Origin of the sequence: Sporosarcina sp. Marseille-Q4063 (assembly GCF_018309085.1) — a bacterium.
Taxonomy (GTDB): Bacteria; Bacillota; Bacilli; order Bacillales_A; family Planococcaceae; genus Sporosarcina.
Window position 1 is genome coordinate 804,789 of the sequence record NZ_CP070502.1, and the last position, 17,125, is coordinate 821,913.

17 protein-coding genes, 1 riboswitch and 1 other annotated feature are annotated in these 17,125 nt (G+C 40.0%); of the genes, 10 read left to right on the forward strand and 7 right to left on the reverse strand.

The genetic code is table 11. The annotated features are described in order from the left end of the window. Complete coding sequence (locus tag JSQ81_RS04095; RefSeq protein WP_212606459.1) at positions 1–1,152, reverse strand: exonuclease SbcCD subunit D; 1,152 nt, start codon at positions 1,150–1,152, stop codon at positions 1–3. A gap of 140 nt (positions 1,153–1,292) precedes the next feature. Then, positions 1,293–1,396: riboswitch (TPP riboswitch) on the forward strand. Between the two features lie 107 nt (positions 1,397–1,503). Here JSQ81_RS04095 and tenA point away from each other — a divergent pair. From tenA to JSQ81_RS04115, 4 genes are read left to right on the forward strand one after another with little or no spacing between them, the layout of a single operon-like run. Further along, the gene (gene tenA, locus JSQ81_RS04100; RefSeq protein ID WP_212606460.1) at positions 1,504–2,205 is read left to right on the forward strand and encodes a thiaminase II; all 702 of its coding nucleotides are present in this window, start codon (positions 1,504–1,506) and stop codon (positions 2,203–2,205) included. Continuing rightward, positions 2,192–2,941: an ABC transporter ATP-binding protein gene (locus JSQ81_RS04105; protein WP_212606461.1), complete on the forward strand. Its 750-nt coding sequence runs from the start codon at positions 2,192–2,194 to the stop codon at positions 2,939–2,941. The genes tenA and JSQ81_RS04105 overlap by 14 nt, the downstream gene beginning before the upstream one ends. Continuing rightward, positions 2,938–3,678 (forward strand): ABC transporter permease, encoded by a 741-nt coding sequence (locus JSQ81_RS04110; protein ID WP_212606462.1) that lies wholly within the window; start codon positions 2,938–2,940, stop codon positions 3,676–3,678. The genes JSQ81_RS04105 and JSQ81_RS04110 overlap by 4 nt, the downstream gene beginning before the upstream one ends. Next, on the forward strand, positions 3,675–4,652 hold the full coding sequence (locus JSQ81_RS04115) for an ABC transporter substrate-binding protein (protein ID WP_249336627.1): 978 nt from the start codon (positions 3,675–3,677) through the stop codon (positions 4,650–4,652). Before JSQ81_RS04110 ends, JSQ81_RS04115 begins: the two co-directional genes overlap by 4 nt. A 186-nt stretch (positions 4,653–4,838) precedes the next feature. On the opposite strand, the gene JSQ81_RS04120 is transcribed toward JSQ81_RS04115, so the two are convergent. The 3 genes from JSQ81_RS04120 to JSQ81_RS04130 form a co-directional block, all read right to left on the reverse strand. Further along, positions 4,839–6,101 carry a hypothetical protein gene (locus JSQ81_RS04120; RefSeq protein WP_212606463.1) on the reverse strand — a complete coding sequence of 421 codons (1,263 nt, stop codon included), beginning with the start codon at positions 6,099–6,101 and terminating at the stop codon, positions 4,839–4,841. 63 nt (positions 6,102–6,164) lie between these two features. Continuing rightward, positions 6,165–6,539: a nucleotide excision repair endonuclease gene (locus JSQ81_RS04125; RefSeq protein ID WP_212606464.1), complete on the reverse strand. Its 375-nt coding sequence runs from the start codon at positions 6,537–6,539 to the stop codon at positions 6,165–6,167. 73 nt (positions 6,540–6,612) lie between these two features. Continuing rightward, positions 6,613–7,461, reverse strand: coding sequence for a TetR/AcrR family transcriptional regulator (locus tag JSQ81_RS04130; RefSeq protein WP_212606465.1), 849 nt, complete (start codon positions 7,459–7,461; stop codon positions 6,613–6,615). Positions 7,462–7,578: 117 nt separating this feature from the next. On the opposite strand from JSQ81_RS04130, the gene JSQ81_RS04135 reads away from it, so the two are divergent. Together JSQ81_RS04135 and JSQ81_RS04140 are read left to right on the forward strand one after the other, a co-directional pair. Further along, entirely contained in the window at positions 7,579–10,677 is a 3,099-nt protein-coding gene (locus tag JSQ81_RS04135) for an efflux RND transporter permease subunit (protein ID WP_212606466.1), read from the forward strand. Positions 10,678–10,938: 261 nt separating this feature from the next. Then, positions 10,939–11,214 (forward strand) — a binding site (T-box leader). Positions 11,215–11,307: 93 nt separating this feature from the next. Then, positions 11,308–12,168, forward strand: a complete 861-nt coding sequence (locus JSQ81_RS04140; protein WP_212606467.1) for an SAM hydrolase/SAM-dependent halogenase family protein — start codon at positions 11,308–11,310, stop codon at positions 12,166–12,168. 71 nt (positions 12,169–12,239) lie between these two features. Here the strand turns inward: JSQ81_RS04140 and JSQ81_RS04145 are convergent, their stop codons facing one another. Together JSQ81_RS04145 and JSQ81_RS04150 are read right to left on the reverse strand one after the other, a co-directional pair. Next, positions 12,240–12,680 (reverse strand): hypothetical protein, encoded by a 441-nt coding sequence (locus tag JSQ81_RS04145; RefSeq protein WP_212606468.1) that lies wholly within the window; start codon positions 12,678–12,680, stop codon positions 12,240–12,242. A 103-nt stretch (positions 12,681–12,783) separates the two neighbouring features. Beyond that, on the reverse strand, positions 12,784–13,194 hold the full coding sequence (locus JSQ81_RS04150; protein WP_212606469.1) for a YkvA family protein: 411 nt from the start codon (positions 13,192–13,194) through the stop codon (positions 12,784–12,786). Between the two features lie 182 nt (positions 13,195–13,376). Between JSQ81_RS04150 and JSQ81_RS04155 the strand changes: the two genes are divergently transcribed. From JSQ81_RS04155 to arsC, 3 genes are read left to right on the forward strand one after another with little or no spacing between them, the layout of a single operon-like run. Continuing rightward, on the forward strand, positions 13,377–13,697 hold the full coding sequence (locus tag JSQ81_RS04155; protein WP_212606470.1) for an ArsR/SmtB family transcription factor: 321 nt from the start codon (positions 13,377–13,379) through the stop codon (positions 13,695–13,697). Further along, positions 13,697–14,992, forward strand: coding sequence for an arsenic transporter (locus JSQ81_RS04160; RefSeq protein ID WP_212606471.1), 1,296 nt, complete (start codon positions 13,697–13,699; stop codon positions 14,990–14,992). Before JSQ81_RS04155 ends, JSQ81_RS04160 begins: the two co-directional genes overlap by 1 nt. Positions 14,993–15,007: 15 nt before the next feature. Beyond that, positions 15,008–15,427, forward strand: coding sequence for an arsenate reductase (thioredoxin) (arsC, locus tag JSQ81_RS04165; RefSeq protein ID WP_212606472.1), 420 nt, complete (start codon positions 15,008–15,010; stop codon positions 15,425–15,427). A gap of 43 nt (positions 15,428–15,470) precedes the next feature. Here the strand turns inward: arsC and JSQ81_RS04170 are convergent, their stop codons facing one another. Further along, positions 15,471–16,424, reverse strand: a complete 954-nt coding sequence (locus JSQ81_RS04170; protein WP_212606473.1) for a threonine ammonia-lyase — start codon at positions 16,422–16,424, stop codon at positions 15,471–15,473. A gap of 87 nt (positions 16,425–16,511) precedes the next feature. Between JSQ81_RS04170 and JSQ81_RS04175 the strand changes: the two genes are divergently transcribed. Further along, positions 16,512–17,123 carry a DUF3298 and DUF4163 domain-containing protein gene (locus JSQ81_RS04175; protein WP_371812506.1) on the forward strand — a complete coding sequence of 204 codons (612 nt, stop codon included), beginning with the start codon at positions 16,512–16,514 and terminating at the stop codon, positions 17,121–17,123. The last annotated feature ends 2 nt before the right edge of the window (positions 17,124–17,125 follow it).

Consider the following 17,125-nt stretch of genomic DNA (forward strand, 5'->3'; position numbering starts at 1 on the left):
TCACCCCTCCTCCCGGTTCATGACTTCATATAGAACTTCTTCAAATAAGCTTTTCGTTTCTTCATCGACCGCTGCGCCCATCATTTCTTTATAAAATCCAGTAAATAGTTGGATATCGTCTTTCTTGCCGCGTTCAGTTTTTGTCTCTTGATCAATACTCGCCGTCGGCATTATCATCTTCCGTTCAACATGCATCGCATTCGGATAGACCGAACGAATCTTTTCCATTGGAAATAAAACCGGCGTCTCATCAAGAAGTTTTACAAAAACGTAATCCTCGCTAATTGGATGTTGCTGAATTTCTTCGATCGTTCCTTCAACAGTTCGCATATCCCGATTCGGAATCAATTCACGTTTTTCAACAGTGGCATTTCCTTCGGCGTCTAATTCAACAATGAAAAAACCTTTATTATGATGCTCCTCTGAAATTGAATACTTAAGCGGAGAACCTGCGTAACGAATGGTTTCATTTAATACATAATGGGCTTGGTGCAAATGACCGAGCGCCGTGTAATGGAATTGATCAAACAAATGCGCCGAAACGTATTCAGCCCCACCTATAGCGATTGGCCGTTCTGAATCACTCGTATTATCTTCACTTTCCCCGTGTGGCGTGACAAAAGCATGTCCGACAAAGACATGACGCGCTTTACCATCCATCTTTTCGCAAATTCCATCGGTGATCTTCTTCATGGCATCTTGATGATTTGAAATTGTTTCATCTGCGTGGAGATGTTTAATCACAGATGGATCCGCAAACGGCACAAGATGAAAATTGACTTCGCCGAATTCGTCCTGCAAAATGACCGGTTCAATTTCTTTCGATACTTGTCCGGCAATAAAATATCCGTTTTTTTGCATAAGCGTACTTCCGAAATGAAGGCGCCCCGGGCTATCATGGTTTCCGCCAATTGCAATAACAGGTATTTTCATCTCCATCACAATTTTCTCGAGCACTTCATCCAGCAATGCCACCGCTTCAGTTGGCGGAACTGCCCGGTCATACAAATCACCAGCAATAACAATCGCATCAGGCTTCTCTATTTCTATCGCCTCTATGAATTGGTTAAGAATAAACCGTTGTTCGTCAGTCATATAAACGCCTTGAACAAGCTTACCCAAATGCCAATCCGCCGTATGGAAAAACTTCATTATTATTTCCCCCTTTGTAACTCTTTCTAACTACTTTACAGGAAAATCGGCATACCTTCTACCTTTCCTCCTATTTTCAACCAATAATTTGACCTTCTAATTTCTATATGCTTATACTTAGTTGAATCCAATTACATAATATTCACCACTAGGGGTGCTCGAAAAGAGCTGAGACTGGCGAATGCCTAAACCCTTTCAACTTGAACCAGATAATACTGGCGTAAGGAAGAGGTGCTGACGCATAAATTCTACCCGTCTATTTACGAGGATAAAATTTGACTGTCTACAACCCACTTCTTCTTCAAGGAGTGGGTTTTTTGATTGGAAAAATTCTTAGGGAGAGTGTTTTAAATGAAATTCACTGACCGCTTGCATGAGAAGACATTACCAATTTGGAGACAGAATCATAACCATCCATTTGTGAAAGGTATCGGGGATGGGACTGTTGATCAAGAAAACTTCCGATTTTACATGGTACAGGATTACTTGTATTTGATCGATTACTCCAAAGTATTCGCAATTGGTGCTGTGAAAGCAGACGATGTCGAGACGATGGGGAAATTTGCGGGACTTCTTGAAGGCACATTGAATACGGAGATGGAACTTCACCGCAAATACGCTGCAAGATTCGGCATTTCGGAAGATGAACTTGAAAACGCGAAGCCTTCCCCAATAGTTCTCGCCTACACACATTACATGCTGCATGTAAGCCAAAAAGGAACGCTCGCAGAAGTTGTCGCCGCCGTTCTACCATGCGCTTGGAGTTATTGGGAAATTGGTAAAGAACTAAATGCAATCCCGGGGGCAGCGGATCACCCGCTATATGGCGACTGGATTCGCATGTATTCTTCTGAAGCATTCGGCGAACTAGCAGGTTGGTGCATCGACTTAATGAATGAAGTTGCGGAAGGAAAACCTGAACATGAGCTACAAAAACTTGAGGAAATCTTTTTAAATACAACACGTTTTGAATACATGTTCTGGGATATGGCGAATAACAAACAAATGTGGCCGGGCGTTGTAGGTGTTGAAACTGCTGATGTTGGAATTTAATAATGTTACATTTGGCTATGAAGAAAATAGTAAGATACTGGACGAACTTTCGTTTTCTGTTCGTCCAGGTGAATTTATTTCAATTGTCGGCGTGAGCGGATCTGGAAAAAGCACGATCTTCCGTCTTGTCACCGGTCTTGATAGTCCATTGGCTGGTGACATTACACTTGAAGGCGATGAAAAGAAAGGCAGACTCGGAAAAGTAGGTTATATGCCACAACAAGATCTACTACTACCTTGGCGAACGATTTTGGAAAATGCGTATTTACCGCTTGAAATTAGCGGCGTTGATAAACAGACTGCCTATAAACAAATAAAACCATTATTAAAAGAGTTCGGTTTAGAAGGTACAGATGATAAATATCCATCCGAATTATCAGGTGGCATGAAACAGCGCGTTGCATTTTTACGCGCCGTTCTTTCCGGGAATCCGCTTCTCTTACTCGATGAACCCTTTTCCGCACTTGATGCGATTACGAAATTATCGATGCAAGAATGGTTGCTTGATCAATGGAAGAAAAGACAGTCAACGATTCTATTTATCACGCATGACGTAGATGAAGCACTATTTCTCTCAGATCGTATTTTTTTATTGAAAAATAAACCTGTAACCGCTGTCGAGGAAATCTCAATTCCACTACGACAAGAACGAACACGTAAAGATTTGCATCGTCCTGACATGTTGGAATTGAAAGAGCGATTACTTAGTACGCTGCGGAGCGAGGTTACTTCATGAGAAATACAGCATCTTCATTGATAGTGATAGCGTTCTTAGTTCTATGGGAAATAAGCGCAAGGATAATTGATAAAGCATTCATTCTCCCGTCTCCATCTCAAATTTTAGTTCGACTTTGGGAATTAAAAGGTGTTCTATTTTTAGTCCATTTGCCGGTGACATTGTTGTCAATTGTCATCGGGCTTACGCTTTCGATTATTTTTGGAACAGCAATTGCAGTTTGGATGTCTCTAAATGCTAGTGTTCAACGAGCAATCTATCCGATTTTAATCGCATCCCAAATGGTGCCTGTTATTGCGCTAGCACCCATTTTCGTACTTTGGTTTGGCTACACAATCTGGAGCAAAGTCGCCGTCGCTGTATTAATCACATTTTTCCCGATTACAGTGAACGCTTTCGACGGATTGTCCTCTGGAAAGAAGGATACTAAGGAATTGTTTTTAACAATGGGTGCTACGAAAAAAGATATATTCTTAAAATATTCCGTACCGATTGCACTTCCCCATTTCTTTTCAGGTTTAAAAGTCGCCGTAACGCTAAGCGTCATCGGTGCAGCAATTGGAGAATGGCTGGGTGCACAAGCTGGGCTCGGTTATTTCAGTCGTCGCATGATGACGCAATTTGACGGAGCAGCAGTCTTTGCACCGATTTTCGTTCTAACCTTTGTTGGGATTCTATTATTTGTTTGTGTGACTTATATTGAAAAACGCATGTTAAATTGGAGGACAAAAAGTTGAGAAATATTAAAGTGATTTTAGGAAGCATGATGCTTTTATTCGTATTAAGTGCTTGTAATAAAGATGAAACAGAAAAAGTAAGCATTATGCTCGATTGGTATCCGAACGCTGTACATAGTTTTCTTTATGTGGCTGAAGAAAAAGGCTATTTCGAAGACGAAGGAATTGAACTGGATATTCAGTTCCCGGCTAATCCAACAGATCCGATTAATTTAGCCGCCGCTGGGAAAGTGACGATGGGCATCACCTATCAACCAGATGTCATCATCGCGAAAACTGAACAGGATATTGCAGTGAAATCGGTGGGCGTACTTGTTCGATCCCCACTCAATCACCTTGGCTTTTTAGATGAGAGTGGCATTAATTCTCCGAAAGACCTTGAAGGAAAAACAATTGGTTTCACTGGAATCCCTCTCAATGAAGCAATGGTCGAAACGATGATGGAAACGGATGGTGCAGATTTCAATTCTGTTACGATGGTCGATGTCGGATTTGAATTAAGTTCATCAATCGTTTCTGAAAAAGCAGATGCAGCAATCGGTATGTATATCAATCATGAATTTCCAATGCTGGAGTATGAAGGATACAATCCCGGACACATAGATCCAACTGATTATGGGGTCCCATCGTTTTACGAACTCTTAGTCGTAACGAGTGATGATACGTGGACTAAAGAACAAGATAATATCGAAGCATTTTGGCGTGCCGCAAGAAAAGCGTTTGACGACATGGAAAACGATCCGGATGAAGCACTTTCGATTTTGTTGAAGCACCAGGATAAAGCGAACTTCCCGCTTATTGAAGAAGTTGAGAAAGAGTCTCTATCAATTCTTCTTCCTAAGATGAAGTCTAATGGTGAATTTGGTGTTCAGGATGAAGAGGTGTGGAAAGTTACTGCGGATTGGATGACGAAAGCAGGTTTGCTCAGCAAGGAAGCTAATTTGGATGGGATTTTTGTTAATGTGAAAGAGTGAATCGATATACCACGACTATTTTGCGTTCGATTTTCAAGATTGCTTCGCTGCAAATAACGTAGCCTAGATTTTATTCTCGTTGCTCTTAGGCTTACTCTCGTTGCGTGGTGCGTTATTCTTGTAACGGACTTGAAAACTTAATAAAAACTGGCAACCACCGTATAAAAGTGGTTGCCAGTTCTATAGTTAAAAATCGGATAAAGGAACAACTTCCCCGGTTATCGCATTAACGCCTTCCGCGGCATCGAGTAATCCGCAAAGGATATATTTTTCCGTAACGGAATCGTATACATATGTCGGTGCGAGCGAAATGTATGAAACTAATTTTTCAAATGCATCTTCATGGGAAACGACTGCTTTTTCTGCAGGTTCGAACGTATCGAAGATCTCGAACACTTCCCCATTATCTACGTAATTGAGTAAGGTCATCGTATCTGGATTGATTAATACGACGAGTTTACGATTGAATACAGACATAGCAGTTTCATCCATACTGCAGGTCGCTTTTATAAAATGTTCAAGTCGTTCCAGCGTATCAAGTTTCCACATGCCTGATTCCTCTGGATACTCTGAACGAAACACATCGCGCACGATATCTTTAGATTTTTCGATTTGATCCGCTGTTACAACTAGCTTTTCTTCAATACCTTTACCTTCAAAAGCCTCATCAGCAGTAGCTTCCGAAACTAAATCGACATGCCCGCGCGCCAATTCTTCCTTGAGCGGCTCGTTCCATTCGATTATTTCATCCACTTTCACTTCTTCTCGCTCATGATCCAAGAATGGTATCACGCGGGATCCGCCCAAAGTTACATAGACTTCTTCCATTGCATAAACCGGGACGAATTTCTTTTCGGCTTCTACAGGAAAGTTGACTAATTGCAGTTGTTTTTTGACAAGTGGTTCGATTTCCTCGAGTGTTAATGTGAACTCCGCCAACTCAATATTTTCGTTAGTTGGAATCGGATCAAATAAATTATAGGAAGTCAATTTACCATCATTATCAAACTCAACATCAATCATTCCAACTGGCGTTATTTCAACGGCCCGGATATTCGGACTGAAATGAAAACCGTTTTCGAGAACTTCTGTCATCACAAAATCGTTGCCATATGTTAATCCTGTTTCTGACTCAAGCCAATATCCGACCTCTTCTTCCGTTTTTCCTGGAAAATGGATCATCGTTGAAAGAGACTTATCTTCTACAAAAATAACGCTTTCAACAATTTCTTTTTGGATATTATAATCAACAATCGCTGTTCCAGCAGGATTTAGATCTTCCTCTAACTCTCCGGAAAGCTCATTCGGGAAAAATTCCATATTAAATTTATAATACGCTTCCCCTAAACTAGTTCGTTCTTTATGTATTGAGTGCGTTTCTAAATTATAGTTATCAAGTCCGAATTTCACTTTAATGTCGTCAGCAATCTTCTGTAAACGCTTGTCCATATATTCACCTTTTTCAAAAGTAGTAGAAAAAAGCTGAGTGCATAGAGCAATCAGCTTTTTATATTATTTATAATACACTTTATCTACATTGTATTTCGCGTATTGCGTGTTAATAATATATGTTTCTAAAATATCGCGTTCCATCGGCTCTTCCACTAACAGAATCTCTATCTTATTTACTTCATCGCGGTGGTTCTTGAGCGGAGAGACATTGTCATTAAAATGCTTGCTCACACGTTGACGAAGTTTACGCGCTTTGCCAACGAAAAGTAATTCATCTTTATTATTATAAAATAAAATGAGACCGCCTTTATCGCGTGGAATTTCATGAAAATCGATAAAACCATAAACAGGCTTTATCTTCGGTGCATCGGTATTCTCATCTTGTTTTCGTTGAACGATTGTAATATCGGGATTTGGTACATTGATTGTAATCAATTCACTTTCACGTCCTCTTCTATTCTAGAGCTAAATATTACCACAATACATGATAAAAAGCGAAGGACAGCAATCATTTCGAATCGCTATTAATGAATGTGTTTAACTTGCTTAACAATACATCCGTTTCGGTGTGATTTGTCAAGTTCGACATCATTCCTACGATGACTGGTTTTCGGTAGTCTTCTTTTGAAAGTTCTTGCTCGATAACATCCAAACTAATTAATAGACTTTCATCCGTCACTTTTCGCTTAACTGATTTAATGTCTTCCACAAGCTCTTTAGCTGTTGCCAACCCCTCTTCTTCAGCAACGCAATATCCAATTAATTGTTCACTTTTCAAAAATGGTTTTGATAAACCACTGACAATGGAATCCGTTCGTTCAACAATATAATTTCCTAACTCATCATAATCCAACGATTCTTTACTAAAAACAATAATTTCAATATACCCTTTTGTAATTCCACCTAATAAAGCGAGGAGATCCGGCATATGCGGACGTATTTCATTACCATATACATCTAACAGAATACGCTCTTGCATTTCATACGTTTTTCGACGTAATTCATTCAATAAAACCATCATTTCTTCACTTATCTGGCTAGTTTGTTCTCTCATTTGCATGAGGATGAAATCGGAGTAATGTGCAATCTCTTCAAATTGGACACTCAGAAATAATTTGAACCTCTCTCTGTCATTGACCGGCGAGTCACCCAGTTCACTCATTCGGTTAATTAGTTTGTCCCCAAAATACTCAAATATAGAAAAAAGAAGACTATCTTTGGATTTAAATGATAAATAAAATGCTCCTTTTGATATGCCACAAGCATCCGTAATATCTTGAACAGATGTTGCCCCAAAGCCGTTTTCTGCGAATAGCTCCGAAGCCTTTTCTATAATCATTGTTTTCCTATCTGTCAACATCAACACCTCCAAAAAAGTATTACACTTGACCCGTGACTGACTGGTCAGTTATTATGATAAAGCATGTGTATCAAATGGTCAAAATTTGGTCAAAAACAATAAATGGGGGTACTTATGAAGTCAATCGTTAATTTCGTCATGAAAAATAAGTTGGCTGTTTGGATTCTAACATTCATTATAACAGCTGCAGGTCTTTATTCGGGATCAAGAATGAATTTAGAAACAATACCGGATATTACAATTCCGATAGTTAGTGTGACAACAGTCTATCCAGGTGCAACGCCTGAACAAGTCGCGAAAGATCTGTCAGAACCACTTGAAAAAGCGGTATCGGGTCTTAGCGGCGTGTCTTCTGTAAGTTCAACATCTTACCAAAACGCCTCGTCGCTTCAAATCGAATTTGATTATGGAACGGATATGGAGAAAGCGGAGGGCGAAGTTGAAGACGCTTTGGCCAATGTCACTTTGCCAGATGGCACAATGGATCCTGATATAGGAAGAATTAGCATTAATGCCTTCCCTATTCTAGCAATCAGTGTCTCTGATGACGACTCAAATCTAGAAGAGTTAACTAAAAAAGTAACTGATTCATTGGTTCCTAGAATTGAAGCAATTGATGGTGTTTCAAACGCTGCGATTTCAGGTCAGCAAATCGAAGAAATCAGTTTAACATTTGACCATGAAAAAATGGCTTCGTTAAATTTAGATGAAGAAACGGTCAAGATGATTGTTAAAGGCTCTGACGTAACGATGCCTTTAGGGTTATTCCAATTTAGCGATGAAGAGCAATCCGTCGTTGTTGATGGAAATATCACGACTGTTGAAGATTTGAAGAATGTTTTAATTCCAGTTATGCCTGCTGCAATTCCGGGACAAGACGGAATGGATAGCGGTGGTGAACAAAGTGCAGAACTCCCTACTGTTACATTGGGAGAAATCGCGAAGATTGAACTTGTCGGAAAAGCTGAATCCATTTCTAGAACGAACGGGAAAGAAGCAATTGCAATTCAAGTTGTAAAATCACAACAAGCGAATACTGTTGAAGTAGCTAATGCAGTTAAAGAACAAATGGAACAGTTCAAGAAAGAGAATAACGGCGTAGCCATCTCAACGACAATGGATCAAGCAGAACCAATTGAAGATTCTGTTGAAACGATGTTTAGCAAAGCACTTTTCGGGGCGCTCTTTGCAGTCCTGATCATTATGCTTTTCCTTCGTAACTTTAGATCGACAATTATTTCGATTGTCTCCATTCCGATGTCATTATTGATCGCAATTATTTTCTTGAATCAGATGGACATCACACTGAATATGATGACGCTCGGGGCAATGACCGTTGCAATCGGACGTGTAATCGATGATTCAATCGTTGTTGTCGAAAATATCTATCGAAGAATGAACTTAACGACAGAAAAACTAAAAGGAAAAGCACTTGTACGTGAAGCCACACTGCAAATGTTCAAACCGATTACTTCTTCTACTCTAGTTACAGTAGCTGTTTTCCTTCCTATCGCATTAGTAGGCGGCATGGTCGGCGAACTGTTTATGCCATTTGCATTGACAATCGTTTTTGCTTTACTTGCTTCATTACTTGTAGCAGTCACGATTGTACCGATGTTGGCACATTCATTATTTAAGAAACAAATTTATTCTAATGGCAACAGCCGCAAAGAACAAAAAGGTAAAATGGCTGCCATATATGAAAAAATATTAAACTGGACATTGAATCACAAACTTGTCACATCACTTATTTCCGTTGCACTTCTAGTAGGAAGTTTGTTCTTAATACCCGTAATCGGCGTCAGTTTCCTACCGGATGAAGAGCAAAAAATGATGTACATTACGTACACGCCAGAACCTGGTGAAACGCTTTCCACGGTAAATGAAGAAGTCGAGAAAGGTGAAAAATATTTACTGAATCTCGATAAAGTCGAAACCGTGCAATTATCCGTCGGCGGTGAAAACCCGATGTCGCCTGGTGCATCGAATGGCGCATTGATGTTCGTTACCTTCGATTCGGATACTGAAGAGTTTACAAAAGTTACAGAAGACACGATTAAGGAACTTGAGGGATTATCCACGAAAGGTGAATGGAAATCTCAAGACTTCGGCATGGGTGGGTCTAGTAATGCAATTAGCTACTATGTTTATGGTAAGAGCTTAACTGATATTGAACCGGTTATTTTGGATATCGAAAACGTCCTCTCTAGACAAGAAGATTTGAAAGACGTTAAAACAAGCTTGGCACGCACATACAAAGAATATACACTCGTTGCAAATCAAGAAATGCTAACACAATTCGGATTAACCACAGCCCAAATAGGCATGGAATTAAACCCGATGAAACAGCGAGAAGTCTTAACGAAGATCACAAACGGAAACGACTCAATTGATGTGTTCATTGACGTTGAAGAAAAAGAACATAAAACGATTGATGACTTACTAAAAGAAACAGTTCAGTCCCCTTTCGGCATGGAAGTTCCTATCTCTGAATTCGTTGAAGTCAAAGAAGGAACAAGTTCTGACACAGTTTCACGCCGAAACGGAAAAGTCTTTGCGAGTGTTACTGCTACATTAACAGCAAAAGACGTTGCCAAAGTATCAGGCGATATTCAAAAAGACATTGACGAACTTTCCGTACCGGAAAATGTCGAAATAAATACTGCGGGTGTTACTGAAGATATCGCCGAAGCATTTACACAGCTTGGTCTAGCAATGCTAGCAGCTATCGCGATTGTTTATCTGATTTTGGTTATTACGTTTGGCGGAGCGCTGGCACCATTTGCAGTCCTATTCTCTCTTCCATTCACAGTAATCGGAGCACTCGTCGGGTTATTAATCGCCGGTGAAACAATAAGCGTATCTTCCATGATCGGTATTCTGATGCTTATCGGAATCGTCGTAACAAACGCGATTGTCTTAATTGACCGTGTGATTAATATGGAAAAAGAAGGCCTATCAACAAGAGAGGCGATTTTAGAAGCTGGAACAACAAGACTTCGCCCAATCCTGATGACAGCACTTGCGACAATAGGCGCGCTCATCCCGTTAGCAGTTGGTGCAGAAGGAAGCGGACTTATTTCCAAAGGTCTCGGCGTTACGGTTATCGGTGGATTAACGAGTTCAACATTACTCACGCTGATATTTGTACCGATTGTTTATGAGTTCTTAGGGAAGTTCCGTAAAAAGAAAGTAGAAGTAGAAACAGAGTAAAATGAAAATGCGTGTCACGGTTTTTTGTCGTGACACGCTTTTTTGTGCGTAATTTTTGATAACCTGGCGAGCTAAAAGTCCCGACTTGCAAGCAAAACATTGGTAAGTGCAAGCAAACCTTCCCAGACTGCAAGCAAATTTAGAACAAGTGCAAGCAAACTCCGCCGACACATTGCAATTACCATGAAAAGCACTGTTTATAATAAATCTTCAAAAACATTTGACAATCTGATTTTTGTCATGTAAATTAATACTCAATACTTAAAAGCGTTGAAGAGAAAAGTAAAATGTTCGATTTTTTAACAGAAAGCTTCGGTAGCTGAAAAGAAGCAAAAAATCTTTCATTTGAACAATGGCCTCTGAGCTCTGAGTTGAACATGCAGCGACCTGCATAAGTAGATGTCAGCGGGAGTTGGTTCCCGTTACCCAAACCACAGTTTAGAGTTCATCAATATAGAATTCTGTACTTGTTGAGGTTGCTTACGTGAATAAGCAACGAATAAAGGTGGTAACACGAGAGATTATCTCGTCCTTTTCAATCGCAGGATTGATTTGGGCGGGATTTTTTAATTCCAAATTTTACTCCACCGGAATATTTTATAAACTAACTAACAACGAGGAGTGGTTAAAATGACAAAAGGTTTATTAGTATTTCAATCGGATTTCGGTAATAGCGACGGTGCTGTCAGCGCAATGCACGGTGTAGCAAACACTGTGCAACCTGGAATCCCGATTTTTGAAATTACGCATCAAATTCCCCAGTACAATTTATGGGAAGCATCTTATCGACTCCTTCAGACGATTAGCTATTGGCCGGAAGGAACTGTTTTTGTATCGATTGTCGATCCCGGGGTTGGTTCGGATCGTCGTGCTGTTGTTGCCAAAACGGAGAATGGACAATATATTATAACCCCGGATAATGGTACTTTGACGCATGTACAACAATTCATCGGAATAACTGAAGTTAGAGATATTGATGAGACCATAAACAGACTACCGAACTCAGGTGAATCTCATACATTCCATGGTCGGGACATTTTCGCTTATACAGGCGCTCGACTCGCTTCAGGCGTGATTAGCTTTGAGAATGTTGGACCTTCGTTCAATCCAACTGAAATTATATCTTTGCCGCTTAAAAATTCATCAATTGAAGATGAAGTTATTACGGGGAACGTCGATATTATCGATAGACCTTTCGGAAATCTTTGGACCAATATTAGCCGTAAACAATTTAAAGAAATTGCGGAACAACATGGGGATTCATTTGAAGTGACAATAACAACAGACGGACGCACAATTTACAACAACATCATGACATACGGCCGTTCGTTTGCGGATTTGCATATCGGCGAACCGCTTGTCTATGTAAACTCACTCGACAATATCGGGATTGCCATCAACCAGGGATCCTTTGCGGATGCTTACCGTATCGGAACGGGCACGAATTGGGAGGTTGTCATTCGTAAAGCACCGCGTATTGTTTATGAATGAAGTGAAAGTGGACTTCTATCGGCGGGGTTCTTCTTTCCTAAAGAAGTACCCCCACCGGTTGTTTTTACTCACTAATCTAAAACTTCCACCCATAATGAATCCACATTGTTAGGTAATTTAAAAATATATTGCCCATTAATGAATTGTGGTGTAAAGGATGTATTTGTATTGTTGATAAATCCTGCTTCAAGCAAGTTTCCACCCGAACTGAAACTTGAAGTAGTGGTTGGGTTTCCTACACCAAAGGCTTCTTTGGCAATCCATTTATTTCCTTTCTTTTCAATAAACGCTACAAAATATTCACGTTCGTTTTCATTCAAAGCATTCGCTCTGAAAATAGAAATCTTTTGTTCGCTGTTTATTTCTACCAATTGAATGTCCTTTACATCTTTGACAAAATCTATTTCCAATTTTTTAACCGCTTCGTCTGGTGTATCACTTACATAAGCTTTTTCCTCAGTACAGGCACCTAAAAATAAACTACATAAGATAATTAATAAATATTTTCTCATATCATTCCTCCTGTCCAGTTCATTAGTTTATTCTATAAGTATTACTAAAGAACCTCCTAAAATTAAAAAAGCTTTCGCAGAGGTTCAAACCTCGCGAAAGCTTTTAAATTTCTATATTAGATGTATCCTCGAATAATCCACTTAGTTTTTGTTTCGCTTTATTTTTAATATCATCATCAACATGCGAAACAACTTTATAAACGGCTGCTGCAATCACAGTCGCGTCATCTGCTAGACCTACTGCAGGTATGAAATCCGGTATAAGATCGACTGGAAAGATGAGATAGCTAAGCGCTCCCACAATAATCATTTTAGAAGATTTCGGAACTGCTGGATCTTTGGCTGTGTAAAACAGAAGCAAGCTATAATAGACAGTCTTTTTCCCCGCCTGTTTTCCAAATTTCTTCAATTTACTCCAAAATCGACTGTCAGAATAATGGTTGTCCATATTTTGAATAACCTTCTCGGAATCCATTGTTCTCAATACTTCCTCATAATCTTTTTTCTTCGACATTACGAAACCTCCCCTATCCATAAACTCTTTAGTTAATAGTACACCGAAATGTGCATCATGTCATTCGACAGCTTTTATTCGTTGTTGATAAAAAAATGAAATTCTCTTGACTGCATAAGCACTCACTTATATAGTTATCAATGGAATGCACACAAGTCAAATCATCATATAAGGAGTTACTTATGAATCATTCAGAACTCGAAAGTTATTTAAAGGCAATCGGTGAAGGAACCCGTTTGAAGATTTTAAAGTTTATTATCGACGGTCCGCTCTGTATTTGCGATCTTACTGCAACGCTCGACATGTCGCAGCCCGCTGTCAGTCAGCATATGCGCAGGCTGAAAGAGGTAAATATCGTATTGGATGAAAGACGAGGCAGATGGACATATTGGTCGTTGAATGCGAAACATCCGCAATATCCGATTTTATTGCATCTCCTCAGTCTTCTCCCAACATTGGATTTACTCAAGCAAATTTGCACCAATGAAACGGAGGAGCACTAATGTCAGTTATTTTTGCTGCACTGATCTTTATTATTACATTAATCTTTGTGATTTGGCAGCCCCGAGGATTGTCGATAGGCTGGTCCGCGATTGCCGGTGCCTCTATCGCACTACTTGTAGGCGTTGTTAGCCTTAAAGATGTTTGGGATGTTACGGGAATCGTCTGGAACGCGACATTGACATTCGTCGCACTCATCATTATTTCACTTATTCTTGATGAAATCGGATTTTTCGAATGGGCAGCGCTCCATATGGCGCGTTTCGCAAAAGGTAGCGGGTTAAGGATGTTTTTCTTGGTCACACTGTTAGGTGCTGTTGTTTCGGCTTTATTCGCGAATGATGGTGCCGCGTTGATTCTTACGCCAATTGTGCTCGCAATGGTCCGGGCACTTGATTTCAAAGATAAAATGGTATTGCCTTTCATAATGGCTTCGGGTTTTATCGCTGATACTACTTCATTACCATTTGTCATCAGTAACCTTGTGAATATCGTATCCGCGGATTTCTTTGGAATCGGATTTACCGAATATGCAGTTCGTATGTTTGTACCAAACTTATTTAGCCTTGCCGCAAGTATGCTCGTTTTGTATTTATATTTCGGTAAATCAATACCCAAGCATTTCGATGAAAAGCTCTTGAAAAATCCGGCAGATGCATTGAAAGATGTGAAGCTATTCAAGATTTCATGGTATGTTCTTGGGGTTTTACTTATTGGTTACTTCTTAAGCGAATCGATAGAAATACCTGTTTCAGTCATCGCGGGAGCGGTTGCAATCATCTTTCTATTAATTGCACGAAGAAGCCCTGCTGTCCAAGCTGTAACTGTACTAAAAGGTGCACCGTGGGCGATTGTTTTCTTTTCAATCGGTATGTACGTAGTTGTCTATGGTCTTCGAAATGCGGGGTTGACTTCCCTTCTTACGAGTTTAATCGAATGGACAGCTAGTCACGGCTTATACGCTGCAACAATCGGTATGGGCTTTATCGCTGCAATCTTGTCGTCATTTATGAACAATATGCCGACGGTTATGATCGATGCGCTTGCAATTAGCGATGCGAATGTACCTGAACATGTTCGAGAACTGCTTATTTACGCCAATGTTATCGGTTCGGATCTCGGACCGAAAATGACGCCAATCGGTTCCCTTGCAACGCTTCTATGGCTCCATGTATTGAACACAAAAGGCGTCAAGATTTCATGGGGGTACTATTTCAAAGTCGGGATCGTCTTAACGATACCAACATTGTTCATCACACTTACAGGTCTATATTTATGGTTACAATTTCTGAATTAAGAAAGGAAGAATACAATGAATAAAAAAACACTCTATTTCTTATGCACTGGAAATTCATGTCGTAGTCAAATGGCAGAAGGGTTCGGCAAACAGATTTTAGGCGAAACATTCCATGTCTATTCGGCTGGAATCGAAGCACACGGTCTTAATCCGAAAGCTGTTAAAGCAATGAATGAGGTAGGCGTCGACATTAGTGGACAAACTTCGGATTTGATTGATCAAGAAATTCTAAATAAAGCAGATTATATAATTACACTTTGCGGCGACGCAGATAATAACTGTCCGGTAACACCAGCGCATATCACCCGCTGGCATTGGGGCTTCGACGATCCGGCTCGTGCAGTCGGCACTGAAGATGAAAAATGGGCAGTGTTCCAAAGAGTGCGCAATGAAATTGAAAAGCGTATTCAAGATTTTGCAACTACAGGCAAATAAAAAATGGAAGAATCCTACTACAACAAAGGATTCTTCCATTTTTTTATTTCAGTGATAAAAACTCATCCATCTGCAGCAAATCAACATTCCCACCAGATAAAACGGCAACAATATGTTTCCCTTCAACATTCAATTTACACGAAAGAATCGCTGCGATTGTTACCGCACTGGACGGTTCAATGACTTGTTTTGTGCGTTCTACTATAAAATGAAATGCATCTCTTATTTCTTCTTCTGAAACAAGTACAAGATCATCCAAATATTCCTTTACGATAGGAAACGTCAAATCCCCTGGCTGAGACGTACGAAGGCCGTCTGCAATAGTTGACGTCGCCGGAATCGCTGTGATCTCGCCTGTTTGTAAAGACAAAAATGTATCATTTGCTGTGGCCGGTTCCACCCCGATGACTTTTATCTCAGGATTAAGTTGCTTCACCGCCGTTAAAATGCCGCTTATCAATCCCCCGCCACCAACTGGTACTACGATAATTTCAGCATTTGGAACTTGTTCTAGTATTTCCAATCCCAACGTTCCCTGTCCAGCAATTATATACGGATCATCATACGGCGGAATAAAGACGCCATTATTTTGTTCCGCAATTTCCATCGCTTTTGGAATCCGTTCTGCAGAAGTCGTCCCGCATTTCACGATTTTTCCATTGTATGCCTCAATCGCCGCGATTTTCACCGCATTTGCATCTTCGGGAACGACGATGGTCACAGGAACTCCCAATCTATTTGCCATATAAGCAACTGCCTGCCCGTGATTTCCGGAAGACGCTGCGGTTATATAGTTCGCTCCTTCTTTCACAGCTTGCTGAACCTTATTAGCAGCCCCTCGTATTTTAAATGAACCTGTCTTTTGCAAATGCTCCGCTTTCAAAAAGACGCGATTTCCGCAAAGGTCATCTAATTGTGCCGAAGTCAGGATCGGCGTGTAATGCACAAAGTCTTTATTTCCAAGCTGGGCTTTCTTTACATCTTCCAATGTAACCAAATAAGGTCCCCCCGTTCCCTCTTAAGTTCTTATTTATTCAGTTCAACATATAATTCTTTATAACTCATGAATGAAAGGATGTTCTTTTTGAAGTTTCCCGTTCGAATTGTTACTAAAAAAATTCCTCACAACTCACCAAACGTAAACATCTATTTTCCCGCTGTCGCTAATTTAAATAACCCTGATGCCCAAGCAAAAATCAATCATGCAATCATGACTTTGTTGAATGAAATCCTCATTGAGCAAAGTTACTATAAACCTGAACTAGTTGAAATGGTAGCTTACTATGAAATCAAAAACAATCAACGCGGCATACTAAGTCTAAACCTGATTGTTTATTCCTTTACTGGCGGCGCGCATGGCATGACAATTATTAAATCGCTGACATTCGACACCGCCTCAGGAAAACAATATTCGTTAAAAGAATTGTTTAAAGAAGGCAGTGACTACGTAAAACAGTTATCTGCGATTATTCAAGTAGATATCGAGAAATGGAATATTCAATTGCTCGACGAATTCAAAGCCATTCGTCCAGACCAAGATTTCTATATTGCCGATACATCCTTGGTTGTTTATTTCCAACTCTATGAAATCACACCTTATTACTGGGGTTTTCCATATTTCCCGATACCTATTTTAGATGTAGCGGATATTATAATGCCAAATAGTCCGCTAGATACAATGATGGCATTCACCTGATT